Annotated in this window: 16 protein-coding genes; 10 read left to right on the top strand and 6 right to left on the bottom strand. The window is 40.9% G+C overall.

The window, feature by feature from the left end; genetic code table 11:
* Positions 1–186 precede the first annotated feature (186 nt).
* A complete protein-coding gene (locus B4Z47_RS09940) occupies positions 187–1,623 on the bottom strand; it encodes a PLP-dependent aminotransferase family protein (protein ID WP_070564771.1) in 1,437 nt (478 codons plus the stop codon).
* Between the two features lie 218 nt (positions 1,624–1,841).
* Between B4Z47_RS09940 and B4Z47_RS09935 the strand changes: the two genes are divergently transcribed.
* Positions 1,842–2,999: an aspartate aminotransferase family protein gene (locus tag B4Z47_RS09935; RefSeq protein ID WP_070564774.1), complete on the top strand. Its 1,158-nt coding sequence runs from the start codon at positions 1,842–1,844 to the stop codon at positions 2,997–2,999.
* A gap of 128 nt (positions 3,000–3,127) precedes the next feature.
* Complete coding sequence (locus B4Z47_RS09930; protein WP_070564777.1) at positions 3,128–3,550, top strand: NUDIX hydrolase; 423 nt, start codon at positions 3,128–3,130, stop codon at positions 3,548–3,550.
* Between the two features lie 15 nt (positions 3,551–3,565).
* Here the strand turns inward: B4Z47_RS09930 and B4Z47_RS09925 are convergent, their stop codons facing one another.
* The 4 genes from B4Z47_RS09925 to B4Z47_RS09910 all read right to left on the bottom strand — a co-directional run bounded on the left by B4Z47_RS09925 (position 3,566) and on the right by B4Z47_RS09910 (position 7,382).
* The gene (locus B4Z47_RS09925; protein ID WP_139144954.1) at positions 3,566–4,093 is read right to left on the bottom strand and encodes a hypothetical protein; all 528 of its coding nucleotides are present in this window, start codon (positions 4,091–4,093) and stop codon (positions 3,566–3,568) included.
* 114 nt (positions 4,094–4,207) lie between these two features.
* Positions 4,208–5,503, bottom strand: a complete 1,296-nt coding sequence (locus B4Z47_RS09920) for an AsmA-like C-terminal region-containing protein (protein ID WP_070564783.1) — start codon at positions 5,501–5,503, stop codon at positions 4,208–4,210.
* Between the two features lie 50 nt (positions 5,504–5,553).
* The gene (locus B4Z47_RS09915) at positions 5,554–6,507 is read right to left on the bottom strand and encodes a hypothetical protein (protein WP_139144955.1); all 954 of its coding nucleotides are present in this window, start codon (positions 6,505–6,507) and stop codon (positions 5,554–5,556) included.
* On the bottom strand, positions 6,453–7,382 hold the full coding sequence (locus B4Z47_RS09910; RefSeq protein ID WP_175441974.1) for an AsmA family protein: 930 nt from the start codon (positions 7,380–7,382) through the stop codon (positions 6,453–6,455). Before B4Z47_RS09910 ends, B4Z47_RS09915 begins: the two co-directional genes overlap by 55 nt.
* A 177-nt stretch (positions 7,383–7,559) precedes the next feature.
* On the opposite strand from B4Z47_RS09910, the gene B4Z47_RS09905 reads away from it, so the two are divergent.
* The 8 genes from B4Z47_RS09905 to B4Z47_RS09870 all read left to right on the top strand — a co-directional run bounded on the left by B4Z47_RS09905 (position 7,560) and on the right by B4Z47_RS09870 (position 21,617).
* Positions 7,560–8,912, top strand: coding sequence for a sensor histidine kinase (locus B4Z47_RS09905; protein WP_175441975.1), 1,353 nt, complete (start codon positions 7,560–7,562; stop codon positions 8,910–8,912).
* A gap of 380 nt (positions 8,913–9,292) precedes the next feature.
* The gene (locus tag B4Z47_RS09900) at positions 9,293–11,896 is read left to right on the top strand and encodes a zinc-dependent metalloprotease (RefSeq protein WP_286727298.1); all 2,604 of its coding nucleotides are present in this window, start codon (positions 9,293–9,295) and stop codon (positions 11,894–11,896) included.
* Between the two features lie 19 nt (positions 11,897–11,915).
* Positions 11,916–15,254 (top strand): SusC/RagA family TonB-linked outer membrane protein, encoded by a 3,339-nt coding sequence (locus tag B4Z47_RS09895; protein WP_070564796.1) that lies wholly within the window; start codon positions 11,916–11,918, stop codon positions 15,252–15,254.
* A gap of 21 nt (positions 15,255–15,275) precedes the next feature.
* Positions 15,276–16,595, top strand: coding sequence for a RagB/SusD family nutrient uptake outer membrane protein (locus B4Z47_RS09890; protein ID WP_070564800.1), 1,320 nt, complete (start codon positions 15,276–15,278; stop codon positions 16,593–16,595).
* A 74-nt stretch (positions 16,596–16,669) separates the two neighbouring features.
* Positions 16,670–17,395 (top strand): LytR/AlgR family response regulator transcription factor, encoded by a 726-nt coding sequence (locus B4Z47_RS09885; RefSeq protein WP_070564803.1) that lies wholly within the window; start codon positions 16,670–16,672, stop codon positions 17,393–17,395.
* Positions 17,396–17,498: 103 nt separating this feature from the next.
* Entirely contained in the window at positions 17,499–18,221 is a 723-nt protein-coding gene (locus B4Z47_RS09880; RefSeq protein ID WP_070564807.1) for a TonB-dependent receptor plug domain-containing protein, read from the top strand.
* An 18-nt stretch (positions 18,222–18,239) separates the two neighbouring features.
* The gene (locus B4Z47_RS09875; protein WP_083295888.1) at positions 18,240–20,096 is read left to right on the top strand and encodes a SusC/RagA family TonB-linked outer membrane protein; all 1,857 of its coding nucleotides are present in this window, start codon (positions 18,240–18,242) and stop codon (positions 20,094–20,096) included.
* 36 nt (positions 20,097–20,132) lie between these two features.
* Positions 20,133–21,617 (top strand): RagB/SusD family nutrient uptake outer membrane protein, encoded by a 1,485-nt coding sequence (locus B4Z47_RS09870; protein WP_139144956.1) that lies wholly within the window; start codon positions 20,133–20,135, stop codon positions 21,615–21,617.
* A 338-nt stretch (positions 21,618–21,955) separates the two neighbouring features.
* Here B4Z47_RS09870 and B4Z47_RS09865 read toward each other — a convergent pair whose 3' ends face one another.
* Entirely contained in the window at positions 21,956–23,137 is a 1,182-nt protein-coding gene (locus B4Z47_RS09865) for a PepSY-associated TM helix domain-containing protein (protein ID WP_070564816.1), read from the bottom strand.
* Position 23,138 lies beyond the last annotated feature (1 nt).

The raw sequence follows: 23,138 nt of genomic DNA, 5'->3' as shown, positions 1-23,138 counted from the left end.
GATTTATGGCAAAAAATTACGTTTTGCCAACACTTTTAACTGTTTTTTACATATTGTCTATACTAATCTTTTAATCGGTCTTTATGATGCGGAATTAAATATTGAATGCGCCTGTTTTTACGAAATATTAATCTAACTATGTTCGTCCAATTCGCAAAATAGTCTAGTTGCTTTTTGTGTTTCAAATCATCGGAAGGAGCGTTTCGCCTGTTCCAAAAGTTCAGCTAAAATGATGATTCCTTCCTCGATCAATTCCTCAGATAAGGATCCATAACCAAGTCGTATTCCACCAAAAATATTTTCTCTGCTGTAGTTTTCGGGATGCGGTATATGGACTGATCTTTCCCTTAATTTTTGGGATAAAAATGCCCAGTCGATCTGATGTTTAAATGATAGCCAAACCGCCAATCCTCCTTGTGGAGAAGTATAGCTCACATGATCCTGCAGATATTTGTCTACTTGGGCGATCATGAAATCACGTTTCTTTTTGTAAAGCAGCGTTGCTTTTCGGATATGTCTACGAATTGTTCCATCCTGAATGAGTTCCAGGACAGCTTGCTCCATAATATTGTCACCTTGTATATCGATGATGTAGCGAAGTTCGGTAACCTGCTGGAGTAGCTGCTCGTTTCTTGTCGCCAGATAACCGATACGGAGTGCTGGTGCAACAACTTTGCTGAGTGTACCAATGTAAACAGTATTGATCAGTTCCTGCTGTGAAGCGAGTGGGTAATAGGGCGCTTGTTCAAAATGAAATTCGTAATCGTAATCATCCTCAATGATCGTGAAGTTATGTTGGTTGGATAATGCTATTAATTGTGATCTCCGTTCTTTGCTTAAGGTCACAGTGGTTGGATATTGTCGATGTGGAGTAAGATATAGTGCCCTAATATTGCTTTTTTTCAATAAATGTGGGAGAAGTTCATCAACGATAAGACCATCGGTATCGACAGGGATAGGAATCAATCGCGCACCAGCTTTTTCAAAGATTTTCCAGGCTGAATGGTATCCAGGGGACTCCACAAAGATATAATCATCGTGCCGTAATAGGCATTGGGCGACCAGGTACATGGCCATTTGACTTCCACGACTGATGCATAGGTTATTTTTATCAATGTGCATGTTGCGCTCGATGTTGAGCATATTGGCGATTTCTTCCCGAAAATCAAGATGTCCTCGGGGATCGGCATAGCCCATCATTTTCCAACGTGCGCTGCGTTTAAAAATTTGACGATAGGCCCGTCCGAGCTGTTCTATCGGGGCAATCTTGCTGTCTGGATTACCATCATCGAATATAATACGTGTGGGGGCTTGATGATCAGATAATTCGATCTTTTGTGCAATATATAGGTTAGAGCCATAAGGTAATTGAGCCGCTACAAATATACCTCTACGTGTCTGACTAACCAGCCAGCCTTCGCTCAACAGCAACTGTATGGCATCAATTACCGTGTTTCGGTTTAATTTTAGTTGGGCTGCAAGAGATCTGCTACTGGGTAAGGCCGTTCCTTTCGCCAATCGACCAGATTGTATATCAGCAGCAATGTTATCCGCTATTTGGATGTAAATCGCTTTTGAAGAGGATCTGTCAATATCTATCGTTAAATTCCAAGGTCTAAGCATGAGGCTATTGTATCGGGTAATTGTTCAAATATACAATTGTTCTGCAGGATTAAAATACATCGGATAGATGATGCATGATCAGTGCTGCGCTATTCTATTTAAGATGAGTTATTTTGTTTATTGTACGTGACGGCTGGACTAGGAATAAATAACCATCTTGGACTAGGAATGAAAGGAGATTTAAGTTGATTTTTGAGTTTTACTAATCGAAGTCATTCATGAAACCATTTCCCGTTTTTGAGAAAGTTGATATTGCGATCGAACGAGCCCTTGGTTGCTTTGTTTATGATAAACAGCAGCAGGCCTATTTAGATCTATATGGTGGTCATGCCGTTATTTCTGTTGGGCATAGCCATCCGCATGTTGTTGAAGAAACTATACAACAGATGAATAAGATCGGATTTTATTCAAATGCAGTTACAAACGATCTTCAGGATCGTTTGGCCGAGCGCTTGGGCAGTGCCTGTGGTTATCCTACATATGCTGTTTTTTACAGTAATTCGGGGGCCGAAGCAAATGAAAATGCACTGAAGTTAGCTTCGTTCCATACGGGAAGGAGGAAAGTATTGGCGATGTCAAATGCGTTTCATGGGAGAACCTCAGCCGCGGTTTCGGCAACGGATATCCGGTCGATTCGTGCACCATTAAATGACAGTGAACAATTTGTCTTTACACCCTTTAACGAGATCTCCAGTTTGAAAAAACAATTGGAAACCGAAGAATACTGCGCTGTAATCATTGAACCTATTCAAGGTGTCGGGGGGATTCATCGGGCAAGTCCTAGTTTCTTACAGGAAGTAAGAGCAATCTGCACGAAAACTGGGACTATGCTTATTTTGGATGAAATTCAATGCGGGTATGGGCGCACGGGACGTTTCTTTGCACATCAGCATGCTGGGATAGAAGCCGATTTAATTACGGTGGCCAAAGGGATTGCAAATGGCCTCCCGATGGGGACGACAATTATTTCGCCTAAAATAAAGCCGGTCACGGGGCAATTGGGCACTACTTTTGGCGGTAGTCATGTGGTTTGCGCGGCGGCACTGGCTGTACTTGATGTCATCCAAAAAGAGCAATTGATTGATAATGCCGCAGCTGTAGGTGAATTTCTGTTGAGAGAATTAAGAAAAATTCATGGCGTAAGTGAAGTGAGGGGGCAAGGATTGATGATTGGCGTAGAGTTTGAAAACGATATTCAACACCTACGGGAAGAACTTTTGTTTTCTGAAAAGATTTTTACAGGATATGCAGGACGCTATACCCTCCGCCTATTACCGCCGCTCTGTTTCACCATGAATCACGCGGAGACATTTTTGAAGAGTCTACGGAAGCTTGTGCATAAAGAGAAACTAGCCGATGATGTTTCGGTATATTGATTGGACCCGCTGTATTGATTTTTTGCGAAGTTTTAACGAAGGATTCTCCAGATGAGCTGTTGCGCTTTGATAAATGTTGTAAAAGAAGTAATTTCACATCTAGCGTATTTAATCAGTAATAGCGTATAATGGATTTCAAGACAACAAAAAAATATTTGCCTACAGCGGGTTTAGTGAGTATTAAGGAAGATAAATTATTATTGGCGTATAGCAACAATAGAAAGGCATGGTATCTGCCAGGTGGGAAGATTGATGCAGGGGAGGAAGCCCTGCAGTCCCTACGTCGCGAGATTTTGGAGGAGTTGAATATCAATCTGGATCCGGATAAAATCTCGTATTATTGCCATGTAACAGCTCCGGCGTACGGGCTTGTGCCAGAGGTTATCATGGAACAGGATTGTTTTCTGTACCCATTAACAGAGCAGATCGAACCCAGTAATGAGATTGGCGCCGTTCGTTATTTTTCACACCAAGAGTACCAGAAAGAACCTATCCAGGTCATTGGCGTTTTGCATGTGTTTGACAAGTTGAAGGCTGACGGATTGATTTAAAAAATCCTGTCGCCGCTAGATGCCATAGCCTTCATTGAGGCAGCTGATACCCTTTGTGTCTTTTAAAGGAATAATTTTTTGGCTTTTGGTATCCATTCGCCATGCCTTGACGATTTTGTCGAAATATTCTTTGCTTTCATCGACCCGGCTAATGGCTATAATTTCGCTGTCTGGTTTGTCACCTTGCTTGCAGTTGCATAAGCTGAGTTGCTCGTTGGACTTCAGTTTTTGAATATTGATGGTATCCAAAATCTTATATTTGACTTTACCTTTGCTATCATCGGGTAACAATTCCTCTAAAATACAAACACCATTTTTGGCATTTGTAAAATAGCCGGCAGCAAAGCGAAAGTCTCCTTGGGTATTCTTGTCGGTTTCAATAAGTGCACCAGTTGTATATGTATAAGATTTTAATTCAGCAATTTCATTGATCTCACGGAATACTTTCCCATATAAGGGATTTTTCTGGTCGTTAACGGTCTGGAAACTGGACCAACTGCAAATGGATAGCATTGCAATGGGTATAATTAGTATATATCTCATGGTTTTCAAAAATTAAAAACGTTGTTTAAGTTAACAAATCTTTCTGTTATATTAAACAACGTTTTTACTGCAGCACTATTGTGTTGACAGACTTTACTAGAACTTATTGCGAGTTTATTTAGCCTGTGATTCTTGCGTCTTTTGAGATTCTTTATATACTTTGTTGTCCTCGTCATCCATTTCCATGTCGAGATCTTCTTCTTTGTATTTTCCCATTTTTAAGTGAAAGTTATCTGGAGTGCCCGTAATTCGCATAGGTATCCCAAAGATTCCAAAAGGAGGTAAGCCCAGTCGAAAACCCAGGTTCATCCGCCCATCTAAGGTCACTTGACCTTCAAAACGAGGCCTGAATCCCATCATTTTCATTTTCGTGCGTTCGATGGTCATCACATTATTTTTGATATGGGATTTAATAACAACTTTTTTCACTTCGCCATCTTTCAATTTTTCCTTGGAAGTAGATTGACTAATTCCATTAAGTAACTTGAAGCCTCTGAATTTAATTTGATTCAGTGTTAGGGATCCATCGCCGACGATGGAGGGCATTACTGGTTGCATATTGCCATTCAATAAACCACCCAATTTATAATCCAATGAAACCAGGCCATAAGCATTTTTGGCAGAGCTAACCATTTCTCTGAATAGCGGTATCTCTTTGTAAGCGCGTTGAATATCAAAGCTGTCAGCTTTCACAGCATAATCAAAACTTGCTCTACGTGGATTTAGAGGACGATAGCTTCCGTTCATATCTACTTTCAGTCCCGCTAGTTCAAAGTTTTTCTTATGAAGAATCATCTTACCGTCTTTTATCTGTAGGTCACCTTTGAAGTCTTTGATATTCATTTTATTATATGCTATGGCATTGACAAGCCCCAAGACCTGAATGTCCAAATTTTTAGGCAGAAGAACTACACCACTTTCCGAAGAGCTTGCAGTCGTCGATGTGGCCGGAGAAGCAAAAACCATAAAATCATCCACATTGATTTTCTTGCTGCTGAGTGTAAATTGCCCCTTTAACGGTGCTTGACTACTTGTTGCATAATTAATAATGTTGTTGAGATATCCTTTGATGGAAATATCATTCTTCGCATAGGCTACCAAGAATTTATCGAAATTCATTTTCTCCTGATAAAAACTGAAGTTCCCACTTCTAATTGCAATAGGCTGTGGAAGCATGTCGGACTGAACCTGGATGTTTCCAATACTTAACTGACCACTATTTTGGAGTCGGTTATAATGACCATTGGTGGCATCGCTCTGTAAACCTTTTAAACTGAAATCCGTATAGATAAAACCATCGACATTGGTACCATCTAATGCAAAGAGTTTATAAATAGGGCCGAGATTAAGCTTACCCTTGGATTGTATGCTGTACTTGATATTATTGAAGTTCTTGAGGTCTGCATTCAAGAAAAATGGTTCGCCAGCAAATGTAAATGATACCGGTAGGATTTTGACATTCAGATCCGAAGTGAGCCTTTTTTGCTATTGACAAAGGCTTCGACCTGAATATTTTCCATCGGGATAGGATAATCATTTGACTTGATCAAGCCATTCTTCATCACGATGGATGTATTGGTTTCGGGAAAAATGTTTCGTTTGAGATCCACATAACCTTTTGCCATGAGGTTGACATCCACTAATCCTGCCAATTCAACTTGTTTAATGGGATAGAAATTTTTGATATCTGCTAAATTAAATGAAGCTTTTAAATCCGAGTTGACCGCAATTTTATTAAAATCTGTTATTGAAATAAAACCCTTTATATAGTTGTTAAGCGCCTGAACAGAAATATCATGGATTGCTATTGATGCACTTTTTAATTGGCCATCGGGATCCTTTGCTTCCAGACGATAAGCAATTTTGTCCAACCCCTGTGGGAGGTTCGCCAATTTGAATTTACCATCTACGAGTGTATTTTTGATATCAAAAGTAGGAATGGATGCAATGTATTCCTGTTCGCGTTTTTGAAGTCCTACCTTACGAATAGCTTTGGCGTATGTTCCGTCGATTTTTGCGTAAAGATTCCATTTTCCACCAAATGAAAAGTCTGGGAATTGTAGGGATTCATTGAGTTTACCGAGATCAAGATCACTTTTTATGTTGGCATGCATGGTTACAGGGTGTAAACCCGCAATGTTGCCCTGTGCATTGAAATAGCCTGAAGCAACTTTAAAGTCAAATTGTTTCAGATCAATTTGTAGTGAGTCTGGATTCAGTGCCGGCAGGTCTATCCGTAATTTTGCATTCCAGTCTGTTAGCGGATTGGTGGATTGTTTATACGCGAGAAAGCCATTGTTGACCATGAGTCCAAGGGAAAGATTAGGCATTTTGTTGTTGTCGACAATATAGTCTCCTTCTAAATTGACAAAAAAACCTCCGATGTACCTTTCACGGAGAGGTCCTTGATCCAAGAAGCGTAGCTATTTGGGACTAATGAAAGTAATTCGGCCAAGGTGCTTTCCTGTGATTTTAATTTGAAATCCAGGTGATAACCATGGGAGATAAAAGACAACAACCCACGGAAACGAACCGGTAATTGATTTATTTTAATATCATTTCGTTCGAAGACGAAAGATAAGGTATTGGTATTGATCCGTGTTAGCAAATTGGCATCGATCGACTTTTTGTCCACATACAATTCATTGTCAAAGGAAAATGAAAAGGATGCAATTTTTGCACGTGTGTTCAAGTCAAAGATATTTGACATCAGATCTCCCTTACCCTCATATTCCAGATCTTTTGCCTCTATCTGTAGCGGAATGGAGCGATCTTCATAATGGAGATTTGTTTTTTCAAGTTTAATCAGTTGGAAGGCTAAAGCACTGCTTTCGGAATTGTCTTGTGTTTTTGTAGCATCAGCGGAGCTAGATTTATAAATATTGTAATTGGCATTTCCCAAAGAATCAACCAGGATATTGATCTTCCCGCTGTTCACGATAAACTTGTCGATTACAATTTTAGATTTGAGAAGACTCATAAGGTCCACGCCAAAACTGACTTTTTTTGCAGCGAGCAGCGTGTCGTTTTTGAAAGGTTCGGCCCCTTTTAGTAAGACATCATCCATCGATGCAGTAAGCAAAGGGAATTGATCAAAGAAGGTTAATCTTACTTTGGAATAATTTAATTCACCTGTAATGTGCTCGTTTACGAGTGATTTGACCTTGCTGTTTACTTCATTTTCGAATATATAAGGAATAGATAATATGCTGATAACGAGTAGTACGGCGATGTTTGTAAAAACGATAGCGATACGTTTCACAACTTTTATAAATGTTGCTTTTGACACTTTGGAATTTTTTGTGGTTACAAAAATCAGAAAATTATTATTAATCTCAGTTATGTGATGCATTTATTTTGAAAAGGGCTTGGATTATGTCGTTTTTCATTGACAAGAGGCCGCGTTAAAGCCTTTCTTACGAAGTGCTTTGCATAGGCTTTTAAAAATTTCATGTATTTTTGCAGCGTGAAATTTCGATTTAAAAATGCCGAACAGAAGAATAGTATCATCCTGACTGCCTGTTTGTTTTTGTTGTTGTTGATTGGGGGGGGCTTGCTCGGTATTATCCATCATAAAGTAGACCTCCTTAAGAAGAGGATACTGATCGATTTTGCAGATGAGAATATGTTGCTTGTCAAAAAGCAATTGGAGTTGTTGCAGCAAGATCTATTCCTTTCGGAAAAAAAGATCTTAAATCAGCCCGCCTTTGATCTAAAAGAAAGTGCTGACTCGCTGTTGGTCGTTTTGCCGGTTGGACAAGCGGACTCTGTCAATCAGCGAATGCTTACCTTGTTACGCACACGGACAATAAATCACCGACTATATCACATTTATCTGGATGTAGTAAAATTGAATGCCTATTTCGCGGAACTCAATTTCGGAAGACGAGCTTATTTCGAGATTTACGACGACCGTGGATTATGTGTGTATTCTCCAGATAATCGAAAGTGGGGTAAGCGGGCCAGTACAGCAGTTGCAAAACAAGGACAGATTGTGAAATCTGATTTTCTTCAGCTGGACGTTATGGTCAATTCGTATCCCTGTAACATTCTTTTAGTGGGTGGTGAAATCAAGGTGTATGTCCTGTTGCTGAGTATTGAAGAGGAAATCCAAGAATTGCTAACGTATAGCATCTTGCTTGGTGTGGGCTTGATGTTGGTAGCTATGGTGTTAATCTACTTTAATATCGTGGAGCGTCGCAAGATTCAGCAGCTGAAACTGCAATCCCTGAAGCAAGAGAATGAATATACGCGCATGCAGTTGGTTCAACTGCGGCAGCAGATCAATCCGCATTTTTTATTCAATACATTTGGGTCGCTTCAATACCTGATTGGAAAGGACAATGATCTTGCGAAGTCTTTTATTGGCAAGATGACAAAAGTCTACCGGAAGATGCTCCGCACAGATGAAGCCGAATGGTCATCATTGGGGGAGGAGCTGGAATTGGCCAAAGCCTATTTCTTTTTACAGCAGGTGCGGTTCGGAGCGGCCTTAAGTGATATGGAAATTCTGCTGCCAGCAACATGTTTGGATCGGAAAATTCCACGTTTGGGCCTGCAGATGCTGGTAGAAAATGCGATCAAGCATACCCGTATTTCGATCGAACATCCGCTGAAGATTCAGATCATCTATCTTGTTGAAGAAAACGTGCTGGAAATCCGCAATAACTGGCAGCCCAGACAGGGGGCAGAGCTGGAAGGTGAGGGGTACGGACTTAATTATTTAGCATCCATCTATCGTTATTATGCGATGTCGGGATTCCGGTACGGGATAGAATCGGACTTTTTTTCGGTATACTTACCACTCTCATCCAGTTGAAAATGAAGAATAAAAGATGGTCGGTTTACGTGTTCATGTTTTAGTAGCGCGTGTTCATACCTTTAAACTGCGTGTTCATCGCTTTGCATACTTTTCTGTATAATATTTTTAACAAATTTGGCTCCTAATCTAGAAATATTAGTTCGTGGTTAGCCTAATCCTATCCGATCAAATAGCATAAGTTTTAAGTATAAATGACTTGGAATTGACCTGCTTGGAATAGACAAAATTACTTTCTAATCGTTCTGTAGTAAGCTAAAATTAGCTTATGGATAACACGAGATAATAGCTTGATGATCCGTCATCACTTTTGAAAAACACATGGAGTGCAACGAGCTCAGATATCACCTTTGAAAACAAGGGCTCAAAATATTTATTTGATGAAAAACACTTACACTAAGTTAGCCATAGGTCTTTTATTTTCCGCTGGTCTAATGCAATCTTGTTCATTATTGCAAACAGTAGGCCTGCGAAAAAAAGAAACGGTTACTTCTGCTAAAGATTCTATTGCCAAGAAAGATACGACAGCTGCGTACGACAAATTGTTTAAAGATGCCCGGGTTGATACTGGTATGTTTACGGTAATTCGTAAGGAAAATAATTACTATTTTGAAATTCCATTGAAGAAAATGGGACAGGATATTCTGTTGATACAGAAGCTGTCTTCCGTTCCATTGGCTTTAAATGAGGCTGGGGTAAACAAAGGAATGAATTATGAAAATAAGGTCATCCGGTTTACACTCCGCAAGGAGAAGAAAGAAGTGTGGGTTTCGGAGATCAAACCTCAGGTGGAAGTCCCTAAAGGTGACGCAATAGCCGCTTCGGTATACGATAATTACCGCCCTTCTTATATTGAATCTTTTAAGATTGAAAGTTATTCAAAAGATTCAAGTGCTGTTGTAATCAAAGTCAATAAGGTATTTGATGGTTCAGAAAAGAGTTTTACGGATGTGTTTACTTCCTTGGGTTTGGGAACTTCACCTAAAACCAGTATATCTACAGTTGAAGATATCAAATCCTATGCGAATAATATCGTTGTGAAGTCTGTATTTTCTACCAAGGTGACGGAAGGTAATGAATCTGTACCGGTTTCTTTGGAAATTACAAGTAACCTTTACGAACTGCCTGAAACGCCTATGGTTGCCCGGTTTGCAGATCCAAGGGTTGGTTTCTTTACTTCGCCGCGTTGGTATTTTAACGATAAACAACAAGAACTGGATAAGAAAAATCTGGTCAATCGCTGGCGTTTGGAACCGCGTGACGAAGACAAAGCGCGCTATCTGAAAGGGGAGCTGGTCGAACCCAAAAAACCGATTGTCTTTTATTTGGACCCAGCGACCCCAAAACAATGGCGTCAGGCCATTATTGATGGCGTACATGATTGGCAGGTCGCCTTTGAAGCTGCTGGCTTCAAAAATGCAATTCTGGCCAAACAACAGCCCGATAGTGTCAAATTTGATCCAGACGACGCTAATGTTTCTTCTATTGTATACGCAGCATCTGCTCAAGCTAATGCCATGGGGCCATCTGTTGTTGATCCACGCTCAGGGGAGATATTAGAAGCTGACGTGATTTGGTGGCACAACGTCATGACTATTTTGAACAGTTGGATGCGCATACAGACCGGTATCGTAGATACATCAGTACGTGCTAATGTTTTCTCCGATGAGAAAATGGCACATGCTATTCGTTTTGTGTCGTCCCATGAAATTGGACACACGCTTGGATTGATGCACAATATGGGCTCTTCGGCAAGTTTCCCTGTTGATTCGTTGCGTAGCAAAAGCTTCACCGCTAAAATGGGAGGGACCGCTCCTTCCATTATGGATTACGCACGTTTCAATTATGTGGCGCAACCTGAAGATGGTGTGGAACAGATTACTCCCGTGATCGGTGCTTACGACAAGTACGCCATTGGCTGGGCCTACCGCTGGAATGGCAAAACACAGCCTTGGGATGAAATCCCTTTGCTGAGAAAGGAAATTGATAGCCATGTACATGATCCTATTTATCATTACGGTGAACAGCAGGACTCTAAAAATATCGTTGATCCGCGGGCTCAATCGGAAGATCTTGGTGATGACGCCATGAAGGCTGGCGAATATGGTATGCTGAATCTGCGTCGCATGATGCCTAATATTATCAATTGGACAACCAATGTCGGCGATGATTACTACCGTGCCGGTAAGTTGTATATGGGCGTGGTTGGACAATGGTATGCATATGCTGATCATGTTTTAAATAATATTGGTGGTATTTACCTCGAAAATGCTGTTTTGGGTGATCAAAAAGATGCCTATAGCCCAGTACCAAAAGACAAACAACTACGTGCTTTGGAGTACCTCAAGAAGAATGTCTTTTACATGCCCGAATGGTTGTTCGTTCCGGAGCTGATGGCAAAAACTTTTCCATTGAAAGATTCTCCGTTAGGACCATTTGAGTACGCTCCTTATAACTTACAACGTGAATTTCAATACGCTATGTTGTATAAACTGGTCAATGATGAACGTTTGCTGCGTATGGTTGAGATGGAAAATCTTTTCGGAAGTAAGAAAGCATGGAGCGCACCGGAGTTTTTAACTTCTGTACGTCAGACGGTTTTTGCTAAAACCATCAGCGGACAATCGTTGGATCTTAAAACACGGATGCTGCAACAAAACTATGTGGATGTGCTGATGGTCTCTACCAACAAATCGATGGAGAAACTAAATGCGAAGAAACTAGCAGGTATCGAGCAGCTGGTTGAAGCGACGCAACCTGACCTATGTTTACATCCACAACATGCATCCTCTTCAAAAGCTGGACTGCGGAATGTACATGTCACTGGTATGATCCGTACTTCGGATATGCTGACTTATAAACGCGCTGAATTATATGAGATTTACCAGTTGTTGAAACAAAAGCAGCGGACTGGTGATGCGACGACAAAATCGCATTACATGGATCTTTTATTGCGTATTGCAAATACCTTAGAATTAAACTAATATATTAACATCTACCAAAATGAATAAGTTTTTAATACCGTTGACCTTCATGTGTGTGCACGTTGCGCATGCGCAGGAATCCAGAGAATTGAAAGGAAAGGTTCTGGATGCGGTCACTTTAAAACCTGTCGTGGGGGCGACAGTTGTCGTTGAAAGTTCGGCAGTAGCAGAAGATATCGGTGTACCTAATCAGGTGCAGCAGTCGGCATTGGGTTCATTGACCGATGCGGCTGGTGAATTTCGCTTAAAAGTGCCTAGTAATTTAAAATATGTAACGATTAGCTATGTCGGGTACCAGCGTATTCAGGTGCCGGTATTTCAGGATCATAAGACAATCTTGCTTCAGCCAAGTGGTGAATCTTTAGATGAAGTGATCGTAACAGGTTATACGGATATCAAAAAACGTAAGAATACGACGGCTTACAATAAAATCAATGTCGCTGATATCAAACAAACCGGAGTTTCATCGATCGACGAAATGTTGGCTGGTCAGGTCGCAGGCTTGCAGCTGAGTAATTTTAATGGTGGACCTAACAGCGCGCCACAGATCCGTATCCGGGGTACGGTATCACTCAATGGCACACAAGACCCCTTATGGGTCATCGATGGCTTACCGATTGAAGGAGCTGAATTGCCCAAACGAATTGACAAAGACAATTTGAATAGCTTGAGTAATCTTCCGATTGCGGGTATCAATCCTGACGATATCGCCGATATTACGGTATTAAAGGATGCAGCGGCGACTTCCATCTATGGCGCGAGGGCGGCAAATGGAGTCATTGTGATTACCACAAAAAGGGGGAAATCTGGACCTGCAAAACTGCAGGTATCAGCAAATACTTTTGTGACGCAACGTCCGGATTTCGGTAAACTCAACCTGATGGATGCCAATGAAAAAGTGGACTTTGAACTCTTGATGGCCGACCGCACCGATTTAAATTATCGTGCGGATAAGGGGGCCGTTATGCGGATATTAAACAAAGCAAATGCATTGGATGCTTACCGTTCGGGTGGTTTGGCAGCCTTATCACCTGAAGTACAGCAGTCAATCAATCAATTGCGCACACAACAGACGGATTGGGGAAAAGAACTTTATCGTCAAGCTTTGAATCAGCAGTATTCAGCTTCAATTTCTGGTGGTAATGACGGGCATCGTTATTATTTGTCCAGCAGTTTTTACGATGAGAAGGGAGCAACAAAAGGAGCAGATCTTCGTCGTTATTCTTTGACATTAAATAATGACTTCAATATTAACGACAGATTCAAAGCTGGAATCAATCTATTAGGATCCGTTTCAAATAGGCAGAACCCAATCCAGGATGACGATGCCTTTACTAATCCTAGTAATTATATGCGTTTGGTTAATCCATACTTGACTGTACGTGATCAATCTGGTAAATACAATTATGATCCGGATATTGAAGGCTATGAAAAAGATACCTATATTCCTTTCAATGCTATAGAAGAAAGGGAGAATACCAAATATACGTTAACGAATAAGGCACTGAAAGCGATTGGTTACCTGGAATATACTATTATTCCACAATTGTCATTACGCTCCGAATTTGGTTTGCAGTTTGATGAAAACAGCACAGAAAAATTTGCCGATCAGGAAAGTTATAATACGCGCAAGTTGCGGGCTTCGACGCGGTATTACGATTCTGCAACTAAAACGTATAAATATTTCTTGCCTACAGGAGGTAAGATCGAAAATATCAATAATAGTATCTTCCAATATAATTGGAAAACTTACCTAAAATATAACAAAACTTGGAACGACAGACATGAGCTGGAATTGATGGGAGGAACAGAGCTGCGCCGTAGTACGAATAAAGCCGTATCAACCAAAGGTTTTGGCTACAATCCAGCGACTTTAACTACACAAAGTATTGTTTTTCCAAATAGTAATGATCAAACAAACGCCAAATTCCTTCAGTATAGTAAGGGATATATCGAGAACTCATATGCCTCTTTTTATGGAAATGCGACCTATACGTTTGATCGTAAATACAACGTCAATGGTAGTATTCGTTATGACGGCTCAAATATGTTCGGTGTAGATCCGCAATATCGTTTCTTACCAATCTGGTCTTTGTCCGGATCCTGGAACGTACTTGAGGAGGACTTCATCAAAGGAAAAACGGCGTTATCGGATCTCCGTTTACGTGCTTCCTACGGTATCCAGGGCAATGTCGATCGGAATACCTATCCATTTATCGTTGGAAGGTATGGAAATTCGACTTTAATTCCGGGTTATAATGAAGGAACAGTTACGGTTGAGATACCTGCAAATGATAAATTACGTTGGGAGCGTACGCAATCTTATAATGCTGGAGTTGATCTAGGTCTATGGAAGAATAGATTGAATATTACGGTTGACTATTACAACAGAAAAAGTACCGACCTAATAGCTTATAGTGCATTGCCTTTAGAAAACGGTTTCCAGAATGTGCAGGTCAATTGGGCCTCAGCACGAAACCAAGGTGTAGAACTGACCATATCAAGCCGTCAGATTCAAACAGATAAATTCTCCTGGTCAACGGACTTTAATATCGCACATAATGACAATAAGTTATTGACGGTTATGAATGATCCGAAGGCTTATGCACCAGAGGCACAGGAAGGGCGCCCAATCAGTGGTCTATATGTGCTGGAAACGGCTGGACTGGATAAAGATGGTGTGATGCAATTTAGAAATCAAGATGGATCGGTTTCAAGCTTTGAAGAGTTTTATGGTTTATACGATCCTTGGGCTGATTTCTTGCCGGGTTATATGTCGCAAACCGACATGACAGCTGCAGAATACCGTTCTAAATTTAAATACAAGGGTAGTAAAGATCCGAAGCTTATCGGTGGTATGACCAACCGTTTCCGTTATGCTAACTTTGACTTGGCGATTTCAGCTGTCTTCAATCTGGAGCGTTGGGTAAGCCGTACACCGACTTATAATCCAGCGAAGGTCGACCGCGGACAGAATTATACAACAGATCTTTTGAATGTCCTACAAAAGGGTGGTAATATGCCTGCTTTGGGAAGTATAAGTTCTGAATTAAATGACCGCTGGATGGCCTATGCCTGGATGGAAAGCAACGACCCAATTAATTCGTTTAAACAATATGATATTTGGGCTAAGAAAATGAGTTATGTCCGTATCAATAGTGTACGTTTGGGATATACACTACCTCCTGCACTAAGCAAAAAAATTGGTGCAAGCAATTTACGCGTGAATGTAGAAGGACGTAATCTATTTGTTTTCGGAGCAAATTATGAAGGGTATTTTGATCCGGAGACTTATGGAAACTATTATGCGCAGCCGATCAGCAAATCTTTTGCTTTTGGTCTGTCAGCAAGTTTTTAATTCTTTTAACTGATTTATAACATGAAAAAAATAGTTTATTTTGGAATGATCATGGCAGCGAGTGCATTGGCATCCTGCAATAAATATTTAGATATACAACCGGTAGGAACGGTCATTCCTGCCTCGGAAAGTGATTTTAGAGGGTTAATGACAAGTAGTTATACTGGTTTTCCTGCGCATAAGTCTTATTTGTCCTTGCGTACAGATGAACTATTGTTGGATGAAAGTTCGACAGATGCGGCTAGAACCAAAGATATCTATCTTTGGAACGATCAAAACCCCGATCCTGCAACAATTGCTTATCCTTATTTGGCATTCTATAAAAGTATTTTTTATACGAATCAGATCATCAGTACGATCGATGACAAGTTGGCTAGTAATGGTACAGTAGACCAGATCAAGGGTGAAGCTTATCTCATGCGGTCTTACGCTCATTTTGAGTTGTTAAATCTTTACAGTGAGGTCTATTCGGCGAGTAATGCAGGGCTTCGGGGTGTTCCTTTATCGACAAAGATTGACCTGGAACAACGTTTTGTTCCCGCGACCATTGGAGAGTCTTATATGCAGATCCTAACTGACATGGAAAAAGGGACAGCGTTACTGACTGTCGATGATCAGGCAAAAGGTGTTAATTATCGCTTTAGCAAACGCGCTGCTTTTGCAATGGCCTCACGCGTTCATTTATACCGCGGTGAGTGGCAGGAAGCAATTGATGCCGCTAAAAAAGCTTTGGCTATAAATGACAAATTGGTTGATCTCAATGTTGCTGGAAGCCTACTTCCGAATGATTTTGAATCCGCAGAGATGATTATGGCTTTGGAAAAAGTATCTGTTCCTGGTGTACGTACAAGTTCCTTTATTTCACCGGCCTTATTAGACAGTTATTTAGCAGGCGATTTGAGAAAAGGTCGTTACTTCCAAAAAAGTGGGGGCGATTATGTATCCCTCAAAGGTGGAGACAACCGTTTTAACGTGAGTTTTAGAAATGCTGATCTTTATTTGACGATGGCCGAATGTTATGTTCGCCTGGGAAATACAGCAGAAGCATTAAAATATCTGTCTGCTTTAAAGAAAAACAGATTTACCGCAGATGCCTATGCCAAAGAAACGAAGGCCGACGCAGGTTTGTCAAAGGAGCAATTGCTAGATGCGGTTCTGCTGGAACGCAAGCGTGAACTGGCGCTAGAGGGATTACGCTGGTATGATCTAAAACGGACGACAAGACCGGCGATCACACACAGTAGTTTCGGTAGGACGGTAACCCTGCAGCAGAACGATCCACGTTATGTGATTCGCTATCCACAGGAGGCAATCAATAATAATCCCGATCTGTTAAAATAATCGATTTTTTTTATCCTATATATATTAATCCATTTTCTTTTTTTAGGAAATGGATTTTTTATTACATTCAACCCATGAGATGGAAAATACTGATTGTCGAAGACGAAGACTGGGCTTTTGTAGGCTTAAAGGAAATGTTGACTGCGCTCTATGGAGAAAGCGAACTGATCTTTACCAATGCAAAAGAGGTTCAGGAAGCGGTGATGACGATCAATAGAAATCAATTCGATCTGATTTTTATGGATATCCACCTGATGGATGGGCTGAGCTTTGAAATTTTTAAACAGGTATCGATCGATGTGCCACTGATTTTTACGACTGCTTACGAACAATATGCATTGGAGGCCTTCCAAAATAAGGGTTATGCCTATCTGTTAAAGCCTTTCGATAGCGACGAGTTGGCGGAGATCATGAAACGTATCGAACCGCTACTACCCAACGTAGAACCTCGGCTCAAACAGCGCTTCCTAGTGAAATATGGTAATTTTTTAAAGTCGCTGGCCATTGCTGATATTGCCTATTTTATGGCAGAAGACAAAGAGCTGTATGCCGTAGAAAAAGGATCGGGAATTGCATATATTATTGAAGATACCATCACACATCTCGTTTCACAGGTGGATCCAACAGTTTTCTTTCAGATCAATCGGAAATTCCTTGTTCGGATAGATGCCATCCAGTCCATGTTAAAGATTAGTCGAAATCGAATCAAGTTAGAGCTAATGCCTTCAACCCCAGAAGGAATTGTCGTCATTGTTAGTGAGGAACGGTCCCCGAAGTTTCAAAAATGGCTTGATCAATAATGGTGAATTAGCTAACGAAAAAATATTTTTCTAGACATATTTATAAATTAAATAGCTGAATATTAGTGTTTTTTGTTTTTAGTTCTTAAAATCTAGTAATTCAATGGGTATCGGCTCCATTAATGCCTCCAGTGCACCTTTGATCGTGTTGGATGGTAGTCCCTATGCAGGAGATATTAACTCCATCAATCCGAATGACATTCAGTCCATCTCTGTTTTAAAAGATGCAGCATCAAGTGCACTTTATGGTTCCAGAGGGGCAAATGGGGTGATTATCATTACCACAAAGTCGGGAGTGACTTCCGACAACACCAAGATTAATCTCAATTTTACACAGGGCTATTCAACACGTGCAGTTCGTGACTATGATCAGGTGTCGACCGATGAATATTTTCAACTCTATTGGGAAGCTTTAAGAAATAAAAACCTATCAAATGGCCTTACGGCAGAGCAAGCGGCGTCCAATGCAAGTAAGACCGTATTGACAGATTTAAATATTAATCCTTACGGCAGTCAATACCCACAGCCGGTCGGCGTAGATGGTAAATTGGTTGCTGGAGCAAAAACGCTTTGGAATGATCCATGGACCGACGTATTGCAACGTACTGGGGTGCGTACACAGGCAGACCTCGGATTTAGCGGTGGTAGTGCAAAGAGTACCTACTACATTTCAGGAGGTTATCTCAATGATCAAGGAATTGCAATTGAATCGGGCTTTAAACGCTATAATCTGCGTGCAAATATTGACAGTAAGGTCAAGTCTTGGTTAAATGTAGGCCTGAATATAGGTGGTAGCAGTACACAACAAAAGTATCCGCAGTCTTAAGACAGTAATACGGCTAATATTATAAATTTTACGAGACTGGTCCCGTCTTTTTATCCGTACTATGAGCGGAATGCGGATGGCTCATATGTCCTTGATGGAGCCGGAAACAAGATTTACGATTTTGGAGAATATCGTCCAAGTGGTGCGACTCCACGTAATAATCTGGCAGCATCTCTTCCTTTGGATCGAAATGATATCCGCCGCGAAAATCTATCTGCACGAACCTATCTGGAAGTGTTGTTTTCTAAAAACTTAAAGTTTAAGTCGACTTATAGTCTTGATTATCTCAATGGAAATACGCACGACTACACTAATCCATTGTTGGGCGATGGTGTGAACACCGGGGGGTATGTGTATCGTTCAAACGTACGTACGGTCGCACAGACCTGGAATAATTTGCTGACCTATGAAAAGCAGTTTGGTTTGCATTCCCTCAATGTATTGGCCGGACAGGAATACTATGATTTTAACAGCAGTAATATAAATGGTAGCAGACAACAGTTTGTACTTCCTTATTTTGACGAACCTGCTGCTGCATCTCAACTTAATAATTTTACAGGATCCAGTGTTGATTATAGGTTACTGAGCTTTTTGGGAAGAGCGGAGTATAACTATGATAACAAATACTATTTTTCAACTTCCTTACGGACAGATGGATCATCTCGGTTTTCGCCGGATAAACGTTGGGGTACATTCTGGTCTGTGGGCGGCTCATGGAAACTGAAGCAGGAGGATTTTCTGAAGGATAATACAACGGTTAATCAGTTAACCGTCAGAGCGAGTTATGGTGGACAAGGAAACGATAATCTGGGAACCTATTATGCTTATAAAGGACTTTATACCATTGCAAATAGTTTGGGTAAAGGCGGGACGTATACCGGCAGGCTGGCTACGCCGGATCTAAAATGGGAGTCGAACCTTAATTTGAATGTGGGGGTTGACGTATCCGCTTTTGAGAACCGGGTGTCGTTAAGCGTGGAGTACTTTAACCGTCGAAGTAAAGATTTGCTATTTACAATGCCGATGGCTTATTCAACAGGATATACAGGCTATGATGCAAATATAGGAGCGCTGAAAAATACAGGTGTCGACGTGGATATTCGTACTGTCCCGGTTCGAAATGAAAATTTTAAATGGAATTTAGACGTCAATCTTTCGCATTACAAAAACAAGATTACAGCTTTGCCAAAAGACAATAAACCGATCATCACGGGTAATAAACTCCTGCGTGTAGGTGGAAGTATCTATGATTTTTATCTGCCGGAATGGGCTGGAGTAAATCCAGATAACGGTCTGCCGCAATGGTATACTGCTGATAAGGACGGTAATAAAACAGGTGAAAAAACTTCGGAATACAGTAAGGCCGGTAATTTTATTGCCGGAACTTCATTGCCAGATCTTGTCGGCGGGATTCAAAACAGTTTCACCTACAAAAATTTTGATTTGTCTGCTTTATTGAGTTTTAGTTTGGGTGGACAGATATTAGATAACGATTATATTCAGCTTATGCATAGCGGTAATAATCCAGGACGCGCTTGGTCAAAGGAGATCCTCGAGCGCTGGACGCCTGAGCATACGCAGACCGATGTGCCTAAATTGACAACTGATAACTTGAATTGGACTTCTTCGTCCACACGCTTTCTTTACAGTGGCACTTATGCACGCCTTAAAAATGTAAGTTTAGGTTATCGATTACCTTCGGATTTATTGAAGCGGATAGGTGTAGAAAAACTTCGCGTCTTTGCAACAGCCGAAAATCTATTGACATTTTATGGTCATCAAGGAATGGATCCAGAACAGACGGTGAATGGGGCGACCTATTTTCGCTATCCGGCAATGCGAACAATCTCTGGTGGTATTCAGCTTGTTTTTTAATGCCTTATTGTTAATCTGAGAATTTAAATGAAAATCATGAAACTAAAAATTGTATATATCATATTGGCGCTCTCCCTAGTAAATGCATCATGTAAGGATGCGCTTGAGCTGGATCCGACGACCGCAGTGCCTGAAGGTGAAGTTTTTAAAAACACCGACAATGTTGCTACGGTGATCAACGGTACCTGGAAGTATTTAAATGATACCTATTTTACCTATGCTAATCCGGGATATACAGCGGTAATGCGTACTAGTGATGCGATGGGAAGTGATGTGGCGGTGACCACCAAATATGGCTATCGTGATGCTTATGCCTTTACCGAATTGACAAATAATCGATCAAATCGTGTCAATTCTTTTTGGATTATGTTGTATAAGGTGATCGATAACATGAACAATGTCATTGCAAAGGTAGATGGGGCCGAAGGCTCTACTGAAACTAAAAATGTGTTAAAGGGAAGAGCTAAAGCATTACGTGCATTTTCCTACTTAAATCTGGCCACATTTTATCAGTTTAGTTACCTCAAGGACAAAAATGCGAAATCTGTTCCGATTTATACCGAACCCAGTACACTATCGACTGAAGGAAAATCAAGGTCAACACAGGCAGAAGTGTATGAACTTATCTTGAAAGATCTCAAAGACAGTGAAAGCTTGTTGGCTTCTGCTGGTCGAGCGGATAAATACGAAATCAATGCAGAGGTTGTTTATGGTTTGCTCGCTCGGACTTATCTGCAGGTTGGCGAATGGAAACTGGCCGCAGCGTATGCTGAAAAAGCAGCTCAGAAGTATAATTTAATGACTCCGTCAGATTATCAGGCGGGTTTTAATGATCTTGGAAATAGCGAGTGGATTTGGGGGCATCAGCAGACTAACGAGCAAAATGTGGCAAGTTATACATTTCATTATTTGGATGTTTCGTCAGCTGGATCTTATTACTATAGTTTTATGGCCGATCCTTATTTTAAAGATTTATTCGATACCAGTGATGTGCGTTACGCTTTATTTGAATGGGATAATTTACCCGGTCGGGAGGGCTTTCTACGGTATAAGAAGTTTAAGTTTAAATCGAATTTGATCGGTGACATTGTGTATATGCGTGCTTCGGAAATGGTTTTGATCGCTGCCGAGGGGTACGCACGGGCTGGTGAAAAAGATAAAGCAGTAGCAGCCTTGAATAAGCTGCGTGCAGCGAGGAATGCAAAGCTGTTTTCAGGAAATGATACGGATCAATTAATTGCAGCGATCCTGATTGAAAGACGAAAAGAGCTTTGGGGGGAAGGATTTGCCCTGTCGGATATTCTTCGGACACAAGGAAAGGTTGCACGAAAATCTTATGTTGATGCAGACGGCAAGCCTATTCAAGTCCAAATTGTGGGTGCAGATGGCAAACCGAAGCTAGTGAACGGGCAGGGGCACCGGGTTATTAAGTTTCCTAATGGATCTAATTTTGTGGAAAATAGCCCTTATTATTTGTTTGCTATCCCATACGAAGAGACTGTGCGGAACCCGAATCTGTAAAGTTAGTTGTTGGTTTATTATTGAAGAAATCCGGTGTACCCTGTGCATCGGATTTTCTTTTTTCCCGCTCGCCCTTCTTCTTAGGCTGTATATTGTGGTTCCTTATGTTGAAGAATGCTTCCTTTTTTTAGTGTCGCCCTGTTGGCCCTGCTGCGCGTTGGGCTCTTCTCGATTTAAAGGTTGTCATCTTTTTTCTCTTGTATGTTGTTTTTTCAGCTGGCTTATCGTGTTCCTGTAAATTTGGACAAGAGATTGCGTCGGTAAATAGGGTGAGGGTTAGTTTTCCACATTATGTTAATAACGCTGTTGAAAACCTGTTTAAAAGAAAAATACAGTTATTAACAGTACTTATTAACATTATGTTGATAACCTTTCTTTTTCTTCTTTTTGCTTTTGTTCATCCAGATGATGTATCCGGTGATGGGCAAGGAAGCACAAAAGAGACTGGCAAGGCAAGCGATAATTTTTGTTGTGAGTCCACCGATGGCACCGGTATGAATATCATAGTTAAGTGCACCGAGCTTATCCCCATACTGCAATTCGTTGCTGGATTTGACTGCTGTAAGACTGTTTTCTTCTTTATTATAATAAAGCCAGTCAAATACACCACTTCGTTTTTCATGATGTCTCACCTGTATATCCATTGCTGTTTCGGTCTCTTTTTTTAGTCGGATCGACATCATTTCAGCATCCGGATAATTTGTCAAGGCATACCGCAGCGCATTGTCCTGAAATTTCTTTTCCACAGCGGGCAAGGGTATAGGGGAGCTACGTGTGGAAGAAGCTGTTGGCGACTGCAATAAATTGAATGTTGCGCTATAGGTCTTTTTAAAATCCGGAAAAGCAAAAGCGAGTCCCGTAATGGCAAAAATCAATCCGATAAATAAACTGTAAAATCCGATGACATTGTGGAGGTCGTGGTTCAGTCGCTTCCATTTGACTTTGGTATCTAACCAAAAACTGCGCTTGAGATTCTTGCCCTTCCATTTTTTTGGCCACCAAAGAACAATACCACTAAGTAAGATAAGGACAAAAATGACCGTTGACCAGGCGACGATAGGGTGGCCATATTGCTTGCCCAAGAGGAGGTTTAGGTGAAGCTGAAGCACTAACTGAAAGAACTCTGTTTTTGAATTCTCTACTTGCTGTATCTGGCCAGTATATGGATTGATGAAAACTCGTTTGTAATAGCGGTAATAATTCCAATGGCCAAATGCTTTTTCGTCCGTTTTTATGGCACGAAATACCCAGGTACGATTCTTCGAAGGATAGAGATCAACCCGCGTGATTTTTTGATTTTTTTTGAGGCTTTTCTGTGAGCTGTCAAGAAGTGTGCTTAATGGTAGTGGAGTTTTTGAGTGGATGGTTGTATCGGAGATAAAATATTTTTCAGGATAAGCCCAGAGCTTGAGCTCATCCTGAAAGGTGTATATGCTGCCCGTCAGGCTTAGGATGAATACCACAACTCCGGTGATGATTCCGAGCCATTTATGCAACCAAAGAATGACGGTCTTAAACATA

It is taken from the genome of Sphingobacterium sp. UBA2610, from assembly GCF_002339225.1.
GTDB lineage: Bacteria > Bacteroidota > Bacteroidia > Sphingobacteriales > Sphingobacteriaceae > Sphingobacterium > Sphingobacterium multivorum.
Note: the sequence above shows the minus strand (reverse complement) of the source record. Positions and strands in the feature narration are given on the sequence as shown.

Bases quoted from the DNA above. Each gene is read 5' to 3' on its own strand.
- B4Z47_RS09940 (WP_070564771.1), bottom strand. From the start codon at position 1,623: ATGCTTAGACCTTGGAATTTAACGATAGATATTGACAGATCCTCTTCA.
- B4Z47_RS09865 (WP_070564816.1), bottom strand. From the start codon at position 23,137: ATGTTTAAGACCGTCATTCTTTGGTTGCATAAATGGCTCGGAATCATC.
- B4Z47_RS09870 (WP_139144956.1), top strand. From the start codon at position 20,133: ATGAAACTAAAAATTGTATATATCATATTGGCGCTCTCCCTAGTAAAT.
- B4Z47_RS09930 (WP_070564777.1), top strand. From the start codon at position 3,128: ATGGATTTCAAGACAACAAAAAAATATTTGCCTACAGCGGGTTTAGTG.
- B4Z47_RS09925 (WP_139144954.1), bottom strand. From the start codon at position 4,093: ATGAGATATATACTAATTATACCCATTGCAATGCTATCCATTTGCAGT.
- B4Z47_RS09890 (WP_070564800.1), top strand. From the start codon at position 15,276: ATGAAAAAAATAGTTTATTTTGGAATGATCATGGCAGCGAGTGCATTG.
- B4Z47_RS09895 (WP_070564796.1), top strand. From the start codon at position 11,916: ATGAATAAGTTTTTAATACCGTTGACCTTCATGTGTGTGCACGTTGCG.
- B4Z47_RS09935 (WP_070564774.1), top strand. From the start codon at position 1,842: ATGAAACCATTTCCCGTTTTTGAGAAAGTTGATATTGCGATCGAACGA.
- B4Z47_RS09880 (WP_070564807.1), top strand. From the start codon at position 17,499: ATGGGTATCGGCTCCATTAATGCCTCCAGTGCACCTTTGATCGTGTTG.
- B4Z47_RS09885 (WP_070564803.1), top strand. From the start codon at position 16,670: ATGAGATGGAAAATACTGATTGTCGAAGACGAAGACTGGGCTTTTGTA.
- B4Z47_RS09900 (WP_286727298.1), top strand. From the start codon at position 9,293: ATGAAAAACACTTACACTAAGTTAGCCATAGGTCTTTTATTTTCCGCT.